The sequence below is a fragment of the Phenylobacterium sp. genome, assembly GCF_036963605.1.
Lineage (GTDB): Bacteria > Pseudomonadota > Alphaproteobacteria > Caulobacterales > Caulobacteraceae > Phenylobacterium.
On the sequence record NZ_JBALUY010000032.1, the window covers coordinates 1 to 20253 of the forward strand.

18 protein-coding genes and 1 other RNA gene are annotated in these 20253 nt (G+C 68.2%); 2 read left to right on the forward strand and 17 right to left on the reverse strand.

Annotated features, from left to right (window positions below; translation table 11 throughout):
• The 17 genes from V7702_RS07915 to miaA form a co-directional block, all read right to left on the reverse strand.
• Positions 1–1650 (reverse strand): TonB-dependent receptor plug domain-containing protein (locus tag V7702_RS07915; protein WP_335649572.1); only part of this gene is annotated, 1650 nt, incomplete at its 3' end.
• A gap of 104 nt (positions 1651–1754) precedes the next feature.
• Positions 1755–3842, reverse strand: coding sequence for a flagellar biosynthesis protein FlhA (flhA, locus tag V7702_RS07920; RefSeq protein ID WP_335649573.1), 2088 nt, complete (start codon positions 3840–3842; stop codon positions 1755–1757).
• 27 nt (positions 3843–3869) lie between these two features.
• On the reverse strand, positions 3870–5240 hold the full coding sequence (gene flbD, locus V7702_RS07925) for a sigma-54-dependent transcriptional regulator FlbD (protein ID WP_335649574.1): 1371 nt from the start codon (positions 5238–5240) through the stop codon (positions 3870–3872).
• Positions 5241–5269: 29 nt separating this feature from the next.
• The gene (fliN, locus tag V7702_RS07930; RefSeq protein ID WP_335649575.1) at positions 5270–5608 is read right to left on the reverse strand and encodes a flagellar motor switch protein FliN; all 339 of its coding nucleotides are present in this window, start codon (positions 5606–5608) and stop codon (positions 5270–5272) included.
• A 19-nt stretch (positions 5609–5627) separates the two neighbouring features.
• Positions 5628–6278, reverse strand: coding sequence for a flagellar assembly protein FliH (locus tag V7702_RS07935; protein ID WP_335649576.1), 651 nt, complete (start codon positions 6276–6278; stop codon positions 5628–5630).
• Positions 6278–7321: a flagellar motor switch protein FliG gene (fliG, locus tag V7702_RS07940; RefSeq protein ID WP_335649577.1), complete on the reverse strand. Its 1044-nt coding sequence runs from the start codon at positions 7319–7321 to the stop codon at positions 6278–6280. The genes V7702_RS07935 and fliG overlap by 1 nt, the downstream gene beginning before the upstream one ends.
• Positions 7318–8958, reverse strand: a complete 1641-nt coding sequence (gene fliF, locus V7702_RS07945; RefSeq protein WP_335649578.1) for a flagellar basal-body MS-ring/collar protein FliF — start codon at positions 8956–8958, stop codon at positions 7318–7320. Before fliF ends, fliG begins: the two co-directional genes overlap by 4 nt.
• A gap of 214 nt (positions 8959–9172) precedes the next feature.
• The gene (locus tag V7702_RS07950; protein WP_335649579.1) at positions 9173–11278 is read right to left on the reverse strand and encodes a serine hydrolase domain-containing protein; all 2106 of its coding nucleotides are present in this window, start codon (positions 11276–11278) and stop codon (positions 9173–9175) included.
• Between the two features lie 74 nt (positions 11279–11352).
• Positions 11353–12132: a C13 family peptidase gene (locus V7702_RS07955; protein WP_335649580.1), complete on the reverse strand. Its 780-nt coding sequence runs from the start codon at positions 12130–12132 to the stop codon at positions 11353–11355.
• A 1-nt stretch (position 12133) separates the two neighbouring features.
• A complete protein-coding gene (locus V7702_RS07960; protein WP_335649581.1) occupies positions 12134–12601 on the reverse strand; it encodes a PaaI family thioesterase in 468 nt (155 codons plus the stop codon).
• Between the two features lie 8 nt (positions 12602–12609).
• The gene (locus tag V7702_RS07965) at positions 12610–13113 is read right to left on the reverse strand and encodes an SspB family protein (RefSeq protein WP_335649582.1); all 504 of its coding nucleotides are present in this window, start codon (positions 13111–13113) and stop codon (positions 12610–12612) included.
• 145 nt (positions 13114–13258) lie between these two features.
• Positions 13259–13620: a transfer-messenger RNA gene (gene ssrA, locus V7702_RS07970) on the reverse strand.
• Positions 13621–13633: 13 nt separating this feature from the next.
• Positions 13634–14461: a hypothetical protein gene (locus V7702_RS07975; RefSeq protein ID WP_335649583.1), complete on the reverse strand. Its 828-nt coding sequence runs from the start codon at positions 14459–14461 to the stop codon at positions 13634–13636.
• 9 nt (positions 14462–14470) lie between these two features.
• Positions 14471–15019, reverse strand: coding sequence for an acetolactate synthase small subunit (gene ilvN / locus V7702_RS07980; RefSeq protein WP_300577834.1), 549 nt, complete (start codon positions 15017–15019; stop codon positions 14471–14473).
• A gap of 82 nt (positions 15020–15101) precedes the next feature.
• Positions 15102–15620: a DUF4262 domain-containing protein gene (locus V7702_RS07985; protein WP_335649584.1), complete on the reverse strand. Its 519-nt coding sequence runs from the start codon at positions 15618–15620 to the stop codon at positions 15102–15104.
• 67 nt (positions 15621–15687) lie between these two features.
• On the reverse strand, positions 15688–17490 hold the full coding sequence (locus tag V7702_RS07990; RefSeq protein ID WP_335649585.1) for an acetolactate synthase 3 large subunit: 1803 nt from the start codon (positions 17488–17490) through the stop codon (positions 15688–15690).
• A gap of 189 nt (positions 17491–17679) precedes the next feature.
• The gene (gene miaA, locus V7702_RS07995; RefSeq protein ID WP_335649602.1) at positions 17680–18600 is read right to left on the reverse strand and encodes a tRNA (adenosine(37)-N6)-dimethylallyltransferase MiaA; all 921 of its coding nucleotides are present in this window, start codon (positions 18598–18600) and stop codon (positions 17680–17682) included.
• On the opposite strand from miaA, the gene serB reads away from it, so the two are divergent.
• Positions 18599–19492, forward strand: coding sequence for a phosphoserine phosphatase SerB (gene serB, locus V7702_RS08000; protein ID WP_335649586.1), 894 nt, complete (start codon positions 18599–18601; stop codon positions 19490–19492). The two genes, miaA and serB, sit on opposite strands and share 2 nt — an antisense overlap.
• Before the next feature lie 48 nt (positions 19493–19540).
• Positions 19541–20212 (forward strand): HAD family hydrolase, encoded by a 672-nt coding sequence (locus V7702_RS08005; RefSeq protein ID WP_335649587.1) that lies wholly within the window; start codon positions 19541–19543, stop codon positions 20210–20212.
• Positions 20213–20253 lie beyond the last annotated feature (41 nt).

A 20253-nucleotide genomic window follows, 5' to 3' on the forward strand; every position in this document is an offset into this window, starting at 1 on the left:
GTCGAGGCTGAGGCTCAGCCCCGGCGCCGGCGTCAGGACCAGTCCGGCGGCGTAGTTGACCGAGGTTTCCGGCCGCAGCGGGCTCGCCCCCAGGGCCAGGGACACGGGATCGGTCACCGCGAAGTTGCCGACGTTGGAGATCTGGCCGGTGGGCAGAAGCTGGCTGGTGACGGTGGAGAAGTACTGCTGTTGCAGCGAGGGCGCCCGAAAGCCCGTCGAGGCGCTGGCGCGAAAGGCCAACAATGGCAGGGGGCGCCAGAAGAGAGAGGCCTTGCCGGTCGTTTCCTGGCCGAAGTCCGAATAGTCCTCGAAGCGCGCGGCGAGGCCCAGGTCGAGGCCTTCCACAAGGGCGATTTCCGTATCGACGAAGGCGCTGAAGGCGGTCCGGGAGACGTCCACTGGCGCCGGCGGGTTAAAGCCGGGAAAGCCCTGGGCGCCGGCGAGGGTGCGGGAGGCCACGTCGCCGGCGACGAGCTCGTAGGCCTCCCGCCGATGTTCCAGGCCCGCCGAGACGTGGGCGCCGGCGGCCAGGGCGAAGTCCCTGCCGAGGGTCAGGTTGACGAGGTTCTGCCAATAGCGAGCCCCCCCGCCATCGAATTCGGTCGGGCTGGCGGCGCCAAGGGAGGTGTTGACCGAATTGGCGACCGAATAGTCGGCGCGGCTGTAGCCATAGGTGTTCGACAGGTCCAGGTCCCAGCCCACGACTTGACCACGGACCCCGATGGCCGCGCCCACATCGGTCAGGTCCAGATCGACCACCGGCAGGAAGCCCTGCGGATAGAGGTTGGGCGCGACGCTCGGCGCGCGAAACAGCGGGCTCATGGCCGAGGCCCGCTGGCCCGCCGTCAGGAAGCCATAGGCTCGATAGCCACCGGCGATCGCGATTTCGGCGTTGGCCACCATCTGGGCGTCGGTCGTGTCCGGATCGCCCAGGGTCGAGGTCACGCGACCGAAGCGGGGATCGATCTCCGCGGCGTTGGTGGCGCCTCGGTCACGCACCTCGCCCGACACCGTCAGGAAGCCGTCTCGACCCAGGGCGAAGCCCTTGCGGCCGGCCATGATGATGGTCTCGCCCTCGCCATCTTCGGCTACGCCGGCCTGGATCTGGGCGAGGCCGCCGCGGGCCTCGGCCTTCAGTACGATGTTGATCACCCCGGCGATGGCGTCGGAGCCGTACTGGGCCGCTGCGCCGTCCCGCAGCACCTCGATCCGCTCGACCGCGGCGATCGGGATCATATTGTAGTCCACCGGCACCGTGCCCCGGCCGACCCCGTTGTTGAAGTTGATCGACGCGCTGGCATGGCGGCGATGGCCATCGATCAGCACCAGCACCTGGTCGGGGCCGAGGCCGCGCAGGGTGGCCGGCCGCGCGCCCACGGATGAGGGCGAGGACGAGGCCCGCGGGTAGTTGAAGCTGGGCGACAGGAAGGCCAGCACCTTGGTCAGATCGTTGAAGCCGCGCGCCGCCAGCGCCTCGCCGGTCCAGACGTCCACCGGCGCCGGTGAATCGGTCACCAGCCGCGGCGCGCCGCGAGACCCGACCACCACCAGCGTGGCGAGCTCACCGCTCGCCTGCTCGCTGGTCTCCTGCGCCACCGCCGGCGCCGCCAGGGCTGCCAGCGCCGCCCCCATCATCCAAGTCGTCCGCATAGCCCGCTTTCCCCTCGACAAGTCCCGGGCGGGTTATCGGCGGGCGCAGCGGGAGGGTCGAACGCAAAGGCGGCAACGCCTGTTGCGCGCGGCGCAACGGGCGGTCAGATGGTGCCCAGGGTTTTCAGCCGGGCGCGGGGGTGGACCTCGTTCTGGCTCATCACCGGGGTCTGGCCGCGGAAGCGCTCGATGATCGAGCGCACATAGGGGCGGATGGCCGGGCTGGTCAGCAGGACAGGCGACTCGCCCGAGAGCGCGGCGCGCTCGAAGACCTCGCGCACGCCGCGGATGAATTCCTGCAGGCGGGACGGGGCAAGCGCCAGCTGCTTCTCTTCGCCCGGACCGACCAGGGCGTCGCTGAAGGCGTTTTCCCATTCCGGCGACAGGGTGACGATGGGCAGGGCGCCGTCGTCGCCGCGATAGGCATAGGAGAGCTGGCGGGCCAGCCGGCCGCGGACCTGTTCCACCAGCATGGCCACGGAGTTGGTGTGGGGTGCGGCCTCGCCGATTCCTTCCAGGATGGCCGGCAGATCGCGGATCGAGACCCGCTCGCGCAGCAGGGCCTGCAGCACCCGCTGAACCGTCGTGGCGGTGACCGTGGCGGGGATCAGGTCGTCCACCAGCTTCTTCTGTTCGGCCGGCAGGTCCTTCAGCAGCTTCTGCACCTCGGCGTAGGACAGGAGCTCGGCCATGTTGTCCTTGAGGATCTCGGTCAGGTGGGTGGTCAGCACCGTGGCCGGATCGACGATGGTGTAGCCGCGGAAGGTGGCCTCTTCGCGCAGGGCGTCATCGATCCAGGTGGCGGGCAGGCCAAAGGCCGGCTCGCGCATGTGTTCGCCGGCGATCTCCACCTGGCCGCCGCGGGGATCCATGGCCATCAGCGAACCCAGGCGCACCTCGCCCTCGCCGGCCTCCAGCTCCTTGATGCGGATGCAATAGCCCTGGGAGGGCAGGCGCATATTGTCGAGGATGCGGACAGACGGCATGACGAAGCCGTACTCCGAGGCCAGCGTGCGGCGCAGGGCGCGGATCTGGTCGGTCAGGCGGCGGCCCTCCAGGTCGTTGATCAGCGGCAGGAGGCCATAGCCCAGCTCGATCTTCACCTCGTCGATGGCGAGCGTCTCGCTGATCGGCTCTTCCTGGGGTTCGGTCGCCTGCTCCACCACGGGCGGCGGCTCGGGCTCCAGGGATTTCCGCCCACGGTAGTAGGCGAGCGCGCCGGCCCCGATGGCCACGGCGGCGAAGGGTAGGACCGGCATGCCCGGGATCACCGCCAGCACGCCGGACGAGGCGGCCACCATGCCGAGACCCACCGGGTTCATGGCCAGCTGGGCCACGAGGGCCTTATCGGCCGAACCCTCGACCCCGGCCTTGGAGACCAGGAAGCCCGCAGCGATGGAGATGATCAGGGCCGGGATCTGGCTGACCAGGCCATCGCCAATGGTCATGATCGTATAGGAGGCCGCCGCCTGGCCGATGGGCAGGCCATGCTGCAGCACGCCGATCAGGATGCCGCCCAGGATGTTGACGGCCACGATGATCAGGCCGGCGATGGCGTCGCCGCGCACGAACTTCGAGGCGCCGTCCATGGCCCCGAAGAAGGTGGATTCCTGCTCCAGCTCCTTGCGGCGGCGCTTGGCCTCGACCTCGTCGATCATGCCGGCCGAGAGGTCGGCGTCGATGGCCATCTGCTTGCCGGGCATGGCGTCGAGGGTGAAGCGGGCGGCGACCTCGGCGATCCGGCCAGACCCCTTGCTGATGACCACGAAGTTCACGATCACCAGGATCATGAAGACGATCACCCCGATGACGAAGTTGCCCCCCATCATCAGATTGCCGAAGCCCTCGATGATCTTGCCGGCGCCTTCGGTGCCTTCGTGGCCGTGGCCGAGGATCAGCCGGGTGGAGCCGATGTTGAGCCCCAGGCGATAGAGGGTGGTGACCAGCAGCACGGTCGGGAAGGCGCTGAACTCCAGCGGCTTCTTGATCAGCAGCGAAGTCATCAGGATCAGGACCGAACTGGTGATCGAGAGCACCAGCAGGGCGTCGAGCAGCATCGCCGGGATCGGCAGGATGAGCAGGACGATGATGCTGACCGCCCCGATGGCCAGGGCCACTTCCCCACGGGCCAGCCAGCCCAGCATGTCGCGGACGGTGGGCGCCGGGGCGCGGGCGCCGGGGATATCGGCCATCAGCGGTTCTCTTTACTCAGGCGCGCTTCAGGCGGCGCTGGCGCTGGCGCCCTGGGGGGCGGGAACGGCCACGCCGGCCTCGGTGTATTCCTTGAGCTTGTTGCGCAGGGTCCGGATCGAGATGCCCAGGATGTTGGCGGCATGGGTCCGGTTGCCGGCGCAGTGTTCCAGGGTGTCGAGGATCAGCTGCTGCTCCATCTCGGCCACGGTCTGGCCGACAAAGCTGCGCTGGGCGGCCTCGGCGGCGAAGGTGGCGGCCTGGGCGGTGCGGGCGCCGATGTCGGCCGGCGCCAACGGTTGACCGTCGGGGAGGCGCACGGCCTCCTCGGTGATCTCGTCGCTCACCGAGAGAAGAACCGCGCGGTGGATGGCGTTTTCCAGCTCACGGACATTGCCCGGCCAGCGGTGGGCGACCAGACGACGGCGCGCCTCGTCCGACAGGGGCTTTTCGGCCATGCCGTTGGCGGCCGCGTACTTTTTGACGAAGAATTCGGCCAGGACCAGGATGTCGCCCGGACGCTCGCGCAGGGCCGGCAGGCGCAGATTGACCACGTTCAGTCGATAGAGAAGGTCTTCGCGGAAGGTCCCGTCCTTGACCGCCTGGGCCAGGTCGCGGTTCGAGGTGGCCAGGATGCGGATATCGACGCGAACGGGCTTGGCGCCGCCGACCCGGTCGATCTCGCGCTCCTGAATGGCCCGCAGCAGCTTGGCCTGCAGGCGGGCGTCCATCTCCGAGATTTCGTCCAGTAGCAGGGTGCCGCCATTGGCCTCCTCGAACTTGCCGATGCGGCGGGCCAGTGCGCCGGTGAAGGCGCCTTTCTCGTGGCCGAACAGCTCGCTTTCCAGCAGGTTTTCGGGGATGGCGGCGCAGTTGACCGAGATGAAGGGCTTGGTGGCCCGCCGGGATTTCTGGTGGACGTAGCGGGCGACCACCTCCTTGCCCGAGCCGCTTTCGCCGGTGATCAGGATCGAGGCGTCGGAGGTCGCCACCTGGTCGGCCAGCTTCAACACCGTCTGCATGGCCGGATCGCTCACCACCATGGGGCGGTTGTCGTCCGCCACCGCGGCGAGGACCGCGGCGATCAGCTCGGCGTCCGGCGGAAGGGGAATGAATTCCTTGGCCCCGGCGCGAATGGCCGCGGCCGCCTTGGCCGGCTCGGCGCCGACCCCGCAGGCCACGACCGGCACCCGGATGCGCTCGGCCTCGTTGGCCGCGATCAGGGCGGCGATGTCGAGTTCGTAGTCCACCAGCAGCAGGTCGGCTCCCTGGCCGGCCCGCAGGGCGTGGGTGGCCTGCGCGATGGTCTCCACATGGCTCACCTTGGCGCCGGCGCTCATCGCCATCTTCACCGCCGAGGAGAGCTGTCCGTCCAGTTTTCCGACGACCAGAAGCCGCATGTTCAAATCTCCTTACCCGCCAGGCCGCCCTAGGCCTGCGTGTCGCCGTCCTTGATGATTTCAGTCATGGTCACGCCCAGGCGCTCGTCGACGATGACGACCTCGCCCCGGGCCACCAGGCGGTTGTTCACATAGATGTCGATGGCCTCGCCGACCTTGCGGTCCAGCTCCAGGACGCTGCCCGAGGCCAGCTGCAGAAGCTGGGCGACGGACATCTGCGCCCGGCCAAGCACAGCCGAGATGCTGACGGGCACGTCGAAGACCGGGGCCAGATCGGTGGCCGCCTTTTCCTCGCCCTCATGCCCGAAGTCGGGCAGGGACTGGTCGCCCGGTCCCAGCTCCTCGAGTTTCAGCTCATGATCCGACATGACGTGGTCCTTTCTCCGGTCAGGCGTCGCCGCCGGGAATGAGGGGTTCGGCGTGCAGGCCCTCCGACGCCAGGGCCGCATGCAGCGCCTCGGCCACCCGCTGGGCCGCCGCAGCGGGATCGAAGCGGGCGGCGCCGTCGCCGAAGTCGAGACCGAAGGCCGCCGGCGCTGCGCCAGGATCGGTGCGCACCTGGATCTGGCCGGCGAAGCCGATGGACTGGGCCGCCTGGGCCAGCAGGGGTTCAAGGCCTTCCGCCAGGGCGGGGGACACCGTCACCACAAGGCGGGGCACGCTCTCGATCTCTCGGGCCAGAGAGTCCAGCGCCGCCTGGAGCGGGGCGCGGGGAAAGGCGTCGAGCGCCGCATCCGCAATGGCCTGGCCGCAGGCCAGGGCCAGTTCGGCCGATCCCACCCGATGGTCGTGAGCCACCTCGGCCAGGCGGGGCAGGGCGGCCTGGCAGGCCTGGGCCAGATGGGCCAGGGCCTGGGCCTGCTGGGCCTCCACCCGGGCCATGGTGGCGCGTTCGCCCTCGGCATAGGCCTGGGCGCGGATCGCCTCGACCTCCTCCAGGGGATAGATGCGCTTGGGCCGAGCCGAGGCCTGGGCCACGGCCCCGGCGTCGTCGAAGACCGTGTCGAAATCGAACTTGCGGGGGGTGGGGCTGGTCATCAGTAGATCAGCTCGTCATCGCCGCCAGCGCCGGCCAGCATGATCTCGCCCTTGGCGGCGAGGTCCTTGGCCACCTGGACCATCTTCATCTGCGCCTGATCGACGTCTTTCAGGCGGACCGGCCCCATGCCCTCCATGTCCTCGCGCATGATCTTGGCCGCGCGTTCGGACATGTTGGAGAAGAACATTTCGCGCAGGGCGTCGGACGCGCCCTTGAGCGCCAGGCCGAGCTGATCCTTCTCGACGCCGCGCAGCAGGGTCTGAACACCGCCGGGATCGAGCTTGGAGAGGTCTTCGAAGACGAACATCAGGGCCCGGATGCGCTCGGCGCTCTCACGGTTGCGCTCCTCCAGCGCGGCCATGAAGCGCGACTCCGTCTGGCGATCGAAGGAGTTGAAGATGTCGGCCATCATCTCGTGGCTGTCGCGCTTGGAGGTTCGCGCCAGGTTCGACATGAACTCCGTTCGCAGGGTCTGCTCGATCTTGTCGAGGATCTCGCGCTGCACCGGCTCCATGCGCAGCATGCGGGTGACGCATTCCAGGGCGAAGTCCTCCGGCAGGGCGGCCAGGACCCGGGCGGCGTGCTCGCCCTTCACCTTCGACAGGATCACGGCGACGGTCTGCGGGTATTCGTTCTTCAGATAGTTGGCGAGGACGGCCTCGTTCACATTGCCGAGCTTGTCCCACATGGTCCGACCCGCCGGCCCGCGGATCTCCTCCATCAGGGCCTCGACCTTGTCGGAGGGCAGGAAGGCCTGCAGCAGCTTCTGGGTCTGTTCGAACGAGCCCATGATGGTGCCGGCGCCGGACATGCCCGACACGAACTCCACCAGCAGAGACTCCACGACATTGGCCGCCACGGTGCCGAGGCTGGCCATGGCCTGGGAGACCTCCTTGATCTCCTCATCGTCCAGATTCTGCCAGATGGTGGCGTGGTCCTCCCCCAGGGCCAGCAGGACCACGGCGGCCTTTTCCGGCCCGGTCAGCTGGGCCGTATCTGTGATGGACTTGTTCCGGCCGCCGCCACGCACCACGAGACTCATGCGGATTCGTGCAGCCAGCTACGCAGGATCGAGACCGACTGCTCCGGGTGGGTCTCGACGAAATCGGCCACGCGCTTCACGGACGAGGCCTTCACCTGGCCCTCGATGCGCGCGATATCGATCTTCTGCTCCAGGGCGTCAGGACCCGGCAGAGCCAGGGGCTGGCCAGTTTCGGGATCGACTCCGACCGCGGTCTGGCCATCCGGCGTGGTGGTGACCACACGGGTGATGGTCTGCATCGGCAGGCCGCCGCCCCCCGCGCCGCCGCCGGCGTTCTTGAGCAGCGGGCGGATCACGAAGAAGACGATCAGCACGGCGACGATGGCCAGGATGGCGAGCTCGATCGCCCGCATGATGTCGTTCTTGTCGAAGTCGGTCAGCGGATTGGACGCCTCGACTCCGCCCAACTCGGTCGGCGCGTCGAAGGGCATGTTGACCACGGTCACCTGGTCGCCGCGCTCTTCGTCATAGCCCACGGCGGTGCGGACCAGTTGCTCGATGCGGGCCATTTCCTCTTCGCTGCGGGCGGCGTACTCGCCGGGCGCGCCGTCCTCGCCCACCGGTCGGACGCCGTCGACCGCCACGGCCACCGACAGGCGTTGGACCTTGCCGGGCTCGTTGACCTCGGTGCGGACCGTCTTGGAGATTTCGTAGTTGGTGGTGGATTCCGTCCGGCCGCTGGCTGAGGCCAGGGCGCCGGCCTCAGGTCCGCCCAGGCCGCCGGGAATGTTAGCGTCGGCGGTCACCATGCCGTTGTTGTTGGCCTCATTCTCGTTGGCGCTTTCTTCCACCGTCTGCTCGGAGCGCACCACCTGACCGTCGGGGTCATAGGTCTCCTCCTGCAGCGTCACCCGGGCCAGATCGAGTTCGGCGGTGACGTTCACCCGCGCCTTGCCGGGGCCGACGACGCTTTCCACCAGGGCCTTGACGGTCTTGGCGATGCGCTGCTCGACCTCGCTCTTGCGGCTGTCGGCCATTTCGCCCGCGAAGCTCTCGCCCCCGGCCGAGAGGGTCTTGCCGTGCTGATCGACGACGGTGACCCGGGCGGGCGTCATGCGCGGCACCGCGCCGGCCACCAGGTTCTGAACGGCGCGAACCTGTTCCGGGGTCGGCGCGCGGCCGCCGACGCCCATGGTGATCGAGGCCGAAGGCTCCTCAGCAGCCTCTTCGAACAGCTGCCGCTTGGGCAAGACCAGGTGGACACGAGCCGAGGTGACGCCGTCCAGGCTGCGGATGGTGCGGGCCAGCTCCCCTTCCAGGGCGCGCTGGCGGTTCAGCTGCTGGACGAAGTCGGTCTGGCCCAGGGCGTTGGAGTCATCAAAGATCTCGTAGCCGACCGAGCCTGCCGTCGGCAGGCCCTGGCTCGACAGCAGCAGCCGGGTGGAGGCCACCTCGTCGCGGTTGACCAGGATGGTGGAGCCGTCGCCCTTGACCTCGTACTTCACCCCCGCCTGTTCCAGGGCCTGGGTGATCGACCCGGCCTCGCGCATGTCGAGATTGGAATAGAGCAAGGCCTTGGGCTGGCCGAGATTCATGGTCAGGGCGATCAGGGCGGCGGCCACGCCGGCGCCGATCCCGAGAATGGCCGCCAGACGACCAATCCCGAATCTCTGCAAGGCCCCAACAAACTGGTTCAAGGCGCATCTCACCCCAAAACGGTGCGGAAGGCGCCCAAACTGCGCCGCCCGCTAGGCAGGATTTACCCAGTCGATGGTAAACGCGGCGTTTAAGAGTGCGGCTCGCGAGGCTTAACGGCGAAAATCGGAGCAGGGCGCAATGTCGCACCCGGCGGGCCTCAAGTCTTGAGCGCGCTTTCGTCCGACAACGGGCGCCCGCCTATTGGAAGACGCCCTAGCTGCTCCATGGGGTCAGGGCGCCCCAATGGAACAGCACGCTGGCGAAGGCCGCATAGATCAAGGTTGTGGCCGTAAAGCCGACCTTGCGAAGCACCGGCCAGCTGTCCAGGCGGCGGCCGCCGCGCCAGATGCTGATCAGGGACGCCAGGGTGGCGATGGTCAGGGCCGAGGCCACCAGGGCGCAGGCCGAGGCCAGGATCAGGCGTACGCCGGGCCAAGTGTAGACCACCTTGGCGGTGTCGCCGGCGCCCGAGACCCAGGACACAAAGAGACCGATGGCCAGGAGCCAGAGGACCGCCTGGATCGTCTGGATCAGGCTGGCCTGGCTCTGAATCTGAGTCTGGCGCAGATCGCGTCGGTTGCGCAGGGCCAGACCCACCAGGGTGGACACCGCGGCGATTATGCTGAGCGCCGCCAGCCAGGCCAGCACCTGCGGCTGGCTCCAGAGGCCGACCCGCTGGAAGCGGGCGTCATTGAACGTGCTGCGGAAGCTGTGAGCCTTGCCGTTCTCGATGGCGAAGGCCATGCGCTGAGAGCCGGTGGTGGAGACGAAACGCCCCGCGGCCGGGTCGCTCTCCGGGACCCAGGTCTGGGTTCCCGTGAGGCCGGTGGTGATGAGCCGTCCGTCAGATGTCACCTGGACGCTCACCCCAGCCAGGATGAAGCCCACAAAGCGCTCCAGGCCCACATAGGCCCGGCGGGTCCCGAGGAAATGGCCGTTGTACAGGGTGCCCAGCCGCGCCAGCTCCGGTGTTCCTTGCGGCGCGGGGGCTGCGTCTGGGCCGAAGAACTGACCGACTACCGCCCCGGGAAGGCGGGCGGCTAGCTCGGCGCCGTTCTCGGTGTTGACGCTGACGAAGACGCCCAGATCCAGCTCGGGAACCACCACCATGTTGGAGGTGAAGGACAGGGTGCCGCCGGCGTGTCCATAACCTTTGCGGTCGCCGGGCAGGGCATAGGCGATGAAGCCGTGAGGCCAGTCGTTGACCCCGGCCTGGTTGGGGCGCAGCGGCGTGCGGAAGGCACGCGCGGTGGCCGGGCTGAAGATACGGCTCTCGCCATAGGCGCCGTCGTCCAGCAGGACGATCATGTACCGGGCCATGTCGGCGGCCGTCGATGAGGCCGAGCCTGCGGGCGCCAGGTGGCCGAGATATTCGAAAGGCCGGGCCTCGAAACCCTGTGCCGGCGTCCAGTGGAACCCCTCCGAGACGTCCTGCGCCAGGACCTGGGGCATGGGGGCGGGGATGCCCGCCCGCGGCGGATGGGGTTCGCGGAAGGTCGTGCGGGTCATGCCCAGCGGTCGGGTGATCCTCGTCTCGACCAACGCTTCGAACGGCTGGCCCGTCACATAGGTCAGGGCCTGGCCGGCCAGGCCGACGCCGTAGTTGGAGTAGGTCGGGAAGAGACCGGGTTCGCGCACCCGGCGGGGACGCTCCTGGCGCAGATACTGCGCGATCGGCCGCTCGCGGTTGAAGTCGCGCTCCATGAGCTGGCCCAGGGTGCGGTCCTCGAAACCCGCCGAATGGTCCATAAGGTGGGCCACCTCCACCGGCTGGGCGAAGCCCTGGTCACGGATCTGCAGCGCCTCCGGCAGGTAGAGATTGACCGGGGCGTCGATGCGGATGCGTCCAGCCTGGATCTCGTTCATCAACAGGATCCAGGTGAAGGTCTTGGAGATCGACCCGATACGGAAGAGAGTCCGGTCGGGATCGACGGCGCGCGCGGGGCTGAAGCTGGCATGGCCATAGCCCTTCTTCAGGACGACCTGTCCCCCCTGGACGACCGAGACGGTGACGCCGGCGATACGGTCGCGGGCCATGGCCGAACCGATCACCCCATCCAGATAGGCTTCCAGCTGTTCGGCGGCGAGCGTGGGGGCCGTGGTCGCCTCAGCCGTTTCTCCGGCCACGCCGGTCGTCGTGGTTGGGGCGACGGCCGTCCTGGCCGCCGGGCGCGGGCGCGCGGGCGCGCGGGGCGCGGCTTTGGGATTTAGCTTCTCATAGGGAATCGGCGCGCTGGGCAGTTGCTGAGCCCCGCTGGCCACGGGCAGGCACAGGCCCGCCGCAAGGACGGCCGCCGCAATCTTGGGCAAGATGCGCATCAAGCAGGACTCACTGTCAGATTTCCCCGGAGACCCCTTCTAAGGCGCCGAACCGGAGCCTCCAAGACGGCGCTTCAAGGCGAGGCGGGCGCGGCAAAGGTCAGCAGGGGTAGAAGCGGCCGAAGCTGGGGACCGATCCAGATCTGCGGCTCGGACGGCAGGCGGACGCCTTCATGGATTTCCCGGGCCGCTACGCAGGCCTGCACGCCTGGCGCCAGGGCGGCGAAATGGGCGGCGTCCTTCAGCACCTGGAGAAAGCAGTCATCGAAATAGGGATAGGTGTCGGCCTCCCCGCAGCCGAATGAGGTGCGGTCCGGCCGTGCGGCGGTCAGGATCATCCGGTTGGGCTTGGCCAGGGCCGGCACGAACACGCCGGAGAAACAGGCCGAGACCACCACGACGGTGGGCTTGTCCCCGCAGCTGCGGTCGATCATCAGGCCAAGGATGTTCGGCGGCAGGATCAGGTCTCCCACCACGACCCCTTGCGGGTCGCCATGGGAGGTGAAGTAGACCATGCAGCCGGGCGCCTGCGCCGACTCCGCGCTCAAGGTTTCGTAGATCGCCTTGGCCGTCGCCGGGCGGGCGAGCGCCGAGTCCGGCTTCACGGAGAACTGGCTGATCCGACCGGCGTCGAAGCCTCGGTCGGACAGGCGCGCAGCGATGTCGCGGCGGGCGTTGTCAAAGGCCTTGGTCGGCCCGCCTCCGGCCCCGCGCCAGTCGCCGGCGACCACCACGACGGCCCAGGCGTCGAAGGGGCTGGCGGCCTCGGCCCGCGTCGGCAGGGCGAGGCTCAAGGCGAGCCCCATGGCCAGGGCGCAAATCTGAACGATCAGACCTGCGCGCTGGCCCGCCATGTCAGCTCTTGTAGGACTTGAAGGGGGTGGGCAGGGCCGTCCCCGTGGCCTTGGCCAGCAGGCGGCCGTCGGGATCGTAAAGCTCACCTTCGGTGAAGGCGATGCTGCGGCCCCACTTCACCACCTTGCCGATCCCCTTGATGGTTCCGGGCATGGCCGGGCGCAGGAAGCTGGTCTTCATCTCCAGGGTCGGCGCCACATGGGTCATGCCCGAGGCGACCATGCAGGCCACCGACATGGCCTCGTCCAGCATGGCGCAGAGATAGCCGCCCTGGATCTGCTTCATCGGGTTGAGCAGCAGTTCGGCCTTGGCGTCGAAGGCGACCTCCACCGACTTCTCGGCCTGGCTGACCGCGACCATCCGAAAGCCCAGGGTCTGGGAGCCGGTGGGCTGGTTCTTGGTGCGCAGGAAGCGCGCCAGTATGGCCTCGTCGGTGAGGGTTTCGGCCTCGGGGGCGACGTCGGTCATCGAGATCCTTACTTCTTGCGGAACTGGTCGAGGGAAACGACCTTCTCGGCCGGATCGACGGGCTCGTCCGGCGGGGTGGCTTCGCTCTCGGCGACGGGCTCCGCGGGCTTGGGGCCGACCGTGGGCTGGGCGCCGTCGGCGCCGGCCTCGAACTGCAGCAGGAACTGCACGCTCGGATCATAGAACCGCGTCACCGCCGCATAGGGCACCGACACCCGCTTGGGCTGGCCGCCGAACTTCAGGGTCACCGAAAAGAAGGTCTCGCCGGGCGCCAGGTCCCAGTACTGGTGCTGCAGGACGATGGTCATCTCGTCGGGATATTTCGAGAGCAGGTCTACAGGTCCGGACACGCCGGGCGCATCGGTCTTGAACGTGACATAGAAATGGTGCGCGCCCGGCAGGCCTTCGGGCGAGGCGGCGCGCTTCAGGGCGGCCTTGACCACCCCGCGCAAGGCCTCCTGGGCCATCGCCTCATAGTGCATCTGGTCTTGGGCCGGCGGCTCCTGGGCCATGGGGTCTCCGGGGGTGGGCGCTGCAAAGGTGAGAACCTAGCGCCTGACGCGCGGCGCGCAAGGCGGCGCACGTGGGGGGCGCATGTTCCGGGCGATCTGACGCGCTGACGACACGGATAGGACCGCCAGAAACCAAATGAGGGAAGGTGGAGGGGTTCTGTTGCAAGGCCCCCTCCCGGCCCCGCCTAGCGCTGCTAAGACACTAGGAGTTTAGGTCGAAATCTATCGGACCGCTTACGCAGCCAGACGGACTTCTTCAGCGAAGTTATCGTTCGCATTTAGTTTAAAGGCCCGAAACGGTGGGCCAAGCCGAGAGAAAGCAACACCTTTAGACGTCTGTCGATGCTGATCGGCCCCAGACTTCCCGGCGATACCCGGAGAAGGATTTGGTGGAGCCGCCGGGAATCGCACCCGGGTCCAGTCCGCTTATGACGTGCGCGTTTATCTCCATAGTCCGGCGAACCGGACAGGTTGAATATAGGGCGGCGCCCGGCGGATTTGAAGGGCTTTCGCGCGAGGCTCAGGGGACCCGCGGCGGATCGGCGGGCTTGATGCGACCGCCGCCGGCGATCAGAGCCTCATAGGCTGCCCGCTCCCGCGAAAAGTCTGCGCCATTGGGCAGCAGGACGTCGATGCGCGGCTCATGGCCCATGGCCGCGCCGATGGCGGTCTCCAGCAGATCGGCCGCCTGTCCCGTTTCGGCGTCCTCGCAATCTCGACGCAGCACCCCACCGGCGTCGTCGGTGAGACGAATAAGATCATAGGCCACCCCATCCAGGCAGATCGACCCGACGCTGGCGTTCCCCTCCTGAGCCACAGCGTCCCGGGGACTGTTCCAGACCTCGGCCTCGGCGAGGTCGCGGATGCGGCCGTGATAGCCGGCCGGCAATTCGGCGTCGAAGCCCACCCGTCTTGCGATGTCGGGCTCGCAGCAGGCGCGGCCGGCGCGGACCTGGGCAAAGGCCTTGCCATCTCGGCGGGCGGTCAGGCGGATCACCATCTGTTCGACGGAGTTGGACGGTCTACGCCAGACCTCGAGGATGGCTTCGCCGCCATAGACCACCTGGACCTGCAAGGGCGGCAGGCCCCAGAGGCGATAGAGGGTCGGTTCGATGGGCGTCACCACCGGCGCGGGTCCGCTGCGGGGCAGGCGACGGCGGGCCATGGGATCGGCCGCGTCAGGCGGGGGAGGGCGCTCGGCCTCCCACCATTCCCGCGGGTCCGGCGGCGGATAGGGCCAAGCCGCGCCCGGGGGCTCGTCTGTCGGCGTCTGGGCGAGGCCCGGCGCAGCGGCCATCAGGCTTAGGGCCAGCCCCAGGGCGACCCGTCGCATCGTGATCGCCGCCATCGGCGCCTCCTACATGCCGTCTGCGCCCCGCGTGATGGAAAGCACGCCGGTGCGCGACAGTTCCACCAGGCCGAGCGGCCGCATCAGCTCGGCGAACTTGTCGATCTTGTTCGGCGCGCCGGTGATCTCGAAGACGAAGCTCTCATGGGTGGTGTCGATCACCCGGGCGCGGAAGATGTCGGCCACCCGCAGGGCCTCGACCCGCTCGGCGCCCAGGCTCTTGACCTTCACCAGGGCCAGTTCCCGCTCCAGGCCGTTGGGATCGCGGGTCACGTCCTGGACGTGGCGGGTGGAGACCATCTTCTCCAACTGGGCCTCGATCTGGCCCAGCACATGGGGGGTGCCGCGGGTGACGATGGTCACCCGGCTGGTATGGGCGTTGCGGTCGGTTTCGGCGACGGTCAGGCTCTCGATATTGTAGCCCCGGGCGGCGAACAGCCCGACCAGCCGATGCAGGACGCCCGGTTCATTGTCCACGAGGACGGCGAAGGTGGCGAGGTTCTCCACCTCGGCCTTGTGGTCGAGATCATAGACGGAGGCGGGCTGGGGATCGGGCATCAAGGTCTCTTCTCTAGGCTCGGCCGTTCAGGTGTCACAGGAGCGGCTCAGGGGCAACCGCGGCTGGCGCCTAGATGCGCCCTCAAACACCGGCCTCCTTGGCCAGGGGCGCCCACCATTCCGGATCGTAAGGCGCCCACAAGGGCGTCTGCATCATCCGCACCTCGAGGCGACAGGCGGAGTCGAAGGGCAGGCGCCCCTCATCGTCGGGCCAGACCCACTGATAGGCTTCGGGCGGCGAGGAGGCGCCTTCTTCCTTTCGCCAACGGAGCAGGGCGCCGAAGTTGTCACCGACAAACTGGCTGGGATGCACACGGCGCCAAACACAATCCTGCGCGTCACGAAGCCCCGCAGGGATATTATCGCCCTCTAGCGATAGCCGCCCGGCATTCACGTCCTCCACGAGCTTTCCGAGGAGTTCGCCAGCCGCGCGCGACGAGAGGCCAGCCACACAAAGCTCTGGTGAGCCAAACTTGGCCGAGAGCCCGACCGTATAGGCGAACGCCGGCCCGCTTGCGCCCTCGTCGACAGCGACGACAGTCCAGCCGTATCGATCCAGCTTCCTGCGGATGCCGTTCCACGCCAGCCAGGCAAAGATCATGTCTGTTCTCCGTTTGTTCGGAAGAACGTGCGTCGCTGAACGACGCCTTGTCAATCCTTGGGGACGACTAGACCAGCCGCTTGCCCGCGTCGTCGATGATGGAGCCGAGGTCGCGGGCTTCCTGGGCCAGGATCATCTCGTTGTGGGCCTTGCCCGAGGGGATCATGGGGAAGCAGTTCTCTTCCTTGGTCACCCGGCAGTCGAACAGCACGGGACGGCGGACGGAGATCATCTCGGCGATCTTGTCGTCCAGTTCGCCCGGATGCTCGGCCCGCAGGCCGACGGCCCCGAAGGCCTCGGCCATCTTCACGAAGTCCGGCAGGCTTTCCGAATAGGAGTGCGAATAGCGCTCGCCATGCAGCAGCTGCTGCCACTGGCGGACCATGCCCATCCATTCGTTGTTCAGGATGAAGATCTTGATCGGCAGGTCGTACTGAATGGCCGTGGCCATCTCCTGCATGGTCATCTGGACGCTGGCGTCGCCGGCGATGTCGATGACCAGCGAGTCAGGATGGGCGATCTGCACGCCGACGGCGGCGGGCAGGCCATAGCCCATGGTGCCCAGGCCGCCTGAGGTCATCCAGCGATTGGGGTCTTCAAAGCGGAAATACTGGGCGGCCCACATCTGATGCTGGCCCACCTCGGTGGTGATGTAGACGTCCTTGTCCTTGGCGTGGTGGTACAGCCGCTCGACCGCCTGCTGGGGCTTGATCAGCTTGGAGTCCGGCGCATAGGCGAAGCAGTCCCGCGCCCGCCAGGCCTCGATCTGCTTCCACCACTCGGCGAGCGCGGTCTTGTCCACCGACAGGCGCATGGCCTTCCAGGCGGCGATCATGTCTTCCAGGACGCTGGCGGCGTCGCCGACGATGCCGACATCACAGCGGACATTCTTGCCGATGGATGAGGCGTCGATGTCCACATGGATCTTGCGGGAGGTGGGGGCAAAGGCGTCCAGCCGGCCGGTGACCCGATCGTCAAAGCGAGCGCCCAGCGCCACCATGACATCGCAGTCGTGCATGGCGTGGTTGGCCTCAAAGCTGCCGTGCATGCCCAGCATGCCGAGCCACTTGGGGTCTGAGGCGGGGAAAGCGCCCAGGCCCATCAGGGTCGAGGTCACCGGCGCGCCGGTCAGCTCGGCGAACTCCCGCAGCAGCGCAGCCGCCCGTGGGCCGGCGTTGATCACGCCGCCGCCGGTATAGAGGATCGGCCGGCGGGACTGGGCGATCAGGGTGACGGCCTCGGCGATGCGGCCGGCGTCGCCCTTGACCTGCGGGCGGTAGTCATGGGCGTGGGTCACGGCCTGCGGGCCCTGATAGGCCGCCTTGCCGAACTGCACGTCCTTGGGAATGTCGATGACCACGGGGCCGGGGCGGCCCGAGGTGGCGATGTGGAAGGCCTCGTGCATGATCCGCGGCAGGTCGTCGACGTTCTTGACCAGATAGTTGTGCTTGGTGATCGAGCGGGTGATGCCGATCGTGTCGCACTCCTGGAAGGCGTCGGTGCCGATCAGGTGGGTGGCCACCTGGCCGGTGATGACCACCAGTGGGATGGAGTCCATCAGGGCGTCGACGATGCCGGTGACCGCATTGGTCGCGCCGGGCCCGGAGGTGACCAGGACGACGCCGGGCTTGCCGGTGGATCGCGCATAGCCCTCGGCCGCATGGGTGGCGCCCTGTTCGTGGCGGACCAGGATGTGGCGCAGCCGCGGCTCGGCGAACAGCGCGTCATAGATCGGCAGCACCGCCCCGCCCGGATAGCCGAACAGAACCTCTACGCCCTGGTCGAGCAGCGAGCGGACGACGATCTCGGCGCCGCTCATCATTTCGGTGTCGGCGGCCTCGGGGGCGGTGATGGTCTGGTGGGCGGTCATGACAGTGGCCTTCTTTAGGCTGGCCTTCAGGGCAATAAAAAAGGCCCTCGGGGGGCCTTGGTGCAAGCGACCTTGTTCGCGCCGATCGAAATCGGCCCGTCTAAGGTCGCCACTCAAGTACGGTGCGGACGCGCATGCGCGTTCTCCAGATATAAGATTTCCCGCTCTTCGCATGCTCCCGCCAGGGCGTCAAGGCTCACTCAGAGCAAGAAACTGCCTCCATTGGTCTTCCGGAGTCGTGGCTGAAATCCGCGGCCAGTCCGGGGTCTGGTTGCGGAACCAGGTGGCCTGACGCTTGGCGTAGCGGCGGGTTTCCTGCTGGGCGGCGGCCAGCGCCTGGTCCCGGCTCATCGCGCCGGTCTGCCAGGCGGCGATCTCCCGGAGACCCAGGGCCTTCATGACCGGCAGGGCCGGGTCGAGGCCGCGGGCTATGAGGGCGCCGACTTCCTCGACAGCCCCGGCCTCGAACATGGCGGCCAGCCGCGTATCACAGCGGGCATATAGCGCCTCGCGGGGGGGCTCGACGACGACGCCCCGCCATTCGCAGGGCGCCAGTGGCGCGACGGTGGCGGCCTGAAGATCCGACAGCGAACGGCCGGCGGCCAGATAGACCTCCCAGGCCCTCACCAGCCTCTGGCGGTCGCCCGGCGCGATCCTCCCTGCGGCGGCCGGATCGGTCTCGGCCAGACGCGCCCGAAAAGCGACCTCGCCCAGGGCGTCGAACTCTGCCCCGGCCTTGGCCCGAATGCCCGGCTCGGCGGCTGGAATGTCGGCCAGGCCGTGGGTGAGGCTGCGGAAATAGAGGCCCGTCCCACCGACCAGGATCGGGCTTGCGCCGCGGCCGCGGATGTCGGCGATGATCGGCAGGGCCGCCCGACGCCAGGCGCCGACGGACCAGGCCTCGCCCCCATCGGCCACCCCGAACAGGTGGTGCGGCGCCTGGGCCATCTCCTCCAGCGTAGGTCGAGCGCTCAGGATAGTCAGGTCGCCATAGAGCTGAATGGAGTCGGCGTTGACGATCTCGCCGCCGATTTCCCGGGCCAAGCGCAGGGAGATCGCCGTCTTGCCGCTTGCCGTCGGCCCGCCGATCAGCCAGATGCGGGGCTCCATGGAAATCGCGCTCACCCTCGTCAGTCCGCAGGAGGCCGCCGTCGCCGCGGCCACCGTCCAACTCACCCAAGCGCTCGCAGGCGCGCGCGCCCGCGTCAAGGAACCCCGGCCCCTGGGCCCGGGCGCGGTGGACCTGTCGGTGGAGGCCGAGGGGCTGGAGCCGGTGTGGGCCGCCGTGGAAGCGGCCCTGTCTGAGATGCCGGTGGACGCCTGCGTCCAGTCCTGGGCGGGTCGGCGCAAGCGGCTGCTGATCGCCGATATGGACTCCACCATCATCGGCTGCGAGTGCATCGACGAGCTGGCCGACTTCGCCGGCGTCAAGGCGCAGGTCTCGGAGATCACCGAACGGGCCATGCGCGGCGAGCTCGATTTCGAGGCCGCCCTGCGCGAGCGGGTGGCCATGCTGAAGGGCCTGCCGCTGTCGGATCTGCAGCGGGCCTATGACGAGCGGGTGGCGCTCAATCCCGGCGCCCGGACCCTGGTGCGCACCATGGGGCAGAACGGCGCGCGATGTGTGCTGGTGTCCGGCGGCTTCACCTTCTTCACCACCCGCGTGGCCCAGGCCGCCGGTTTTCACGCGCAGCGAGCCAACACGCTGATCGAGGCCGGCGAGGTCCTGGCCGGCGAGGTGGGCGTTCCCATCCTCGGGCGCGAAGCCAAGCTTGCGGCCCTGCGCGAAGAGGCGGCGGGCCTGGGCATAGACCTGGCTGCGACCCTGGCCGTGGGCGATGGGGCCAACGACCTGGCGATGATCGAGGCCGCGGGCCTGGGCGTCGCCTACCGGGCCAAGCCGGTGGTCGCGGCCCAGGCGCACGCCAAGGTGGACCATGCCGATCTGACGGCGCTGCTCTACTTCCAGGGCTACGCCGCCGCCGACTTCGTCACCGACTGAAGCAGACCTTGATTTCGTTTCGGGCGCGCCTCGAACTATGAGCCTGCCATGACGCTTCCCCGACCCTGCGCCGCCGTCGTGTTCGACATGGACGGCCTGCTCATCGACTCCGAACGTCTGATGCTCGAGGCCATGGGCGGCGCCGCCTTGGCCATGGGCAAGGACCTGCCGTTCCCCGTCTTCCAGAGCATGGTCGGCCTGACCCATGCCCAGAGCGACGGCATCCTGATCGAGCACTTCGGCGATGGGTTCGTGCTCGATGACTATGTGGCCGATGTGCGGGCGCGGTTCGTCGAGGCCCACAAGGCCGGCGTGGCCCTGAAGACCGGCGTCATCGAGATGCTCGACCACCTGGACGCCGTCGGCGCGCCTCGGGCGGTGGCGACGTCTTCGCGCATGAGATCGGTGGAGACTCATCTGGGTCATGCCGGCCTGCTGTCGCGGTTCGACGCCTTCATCACCGCCGAGAGCGTGACCTACGGCAAGCCGCACCCTGAGCCCTATCTCAAGGCCGCCGCGGCCCTGGGCCTCGACCCCCGCGACTGCATCGCCCTGGAGGACAGCCATAACGGCGTCCGCGCCGCCGCCGCCGCGGGCATGATGACCATCATGGTGCCCGACATGCTGGAGCCCAATGACGAGATGCGCGGCCTGTGCGTACGCATCGCCCAGGATCTGCACGAGGTCCGCGACCTGCTGGCTGTGATGGTCCGCAAATGAAAAGCCCCCGATCCGGCTTGAGGATCGAGGGCTGATCGACT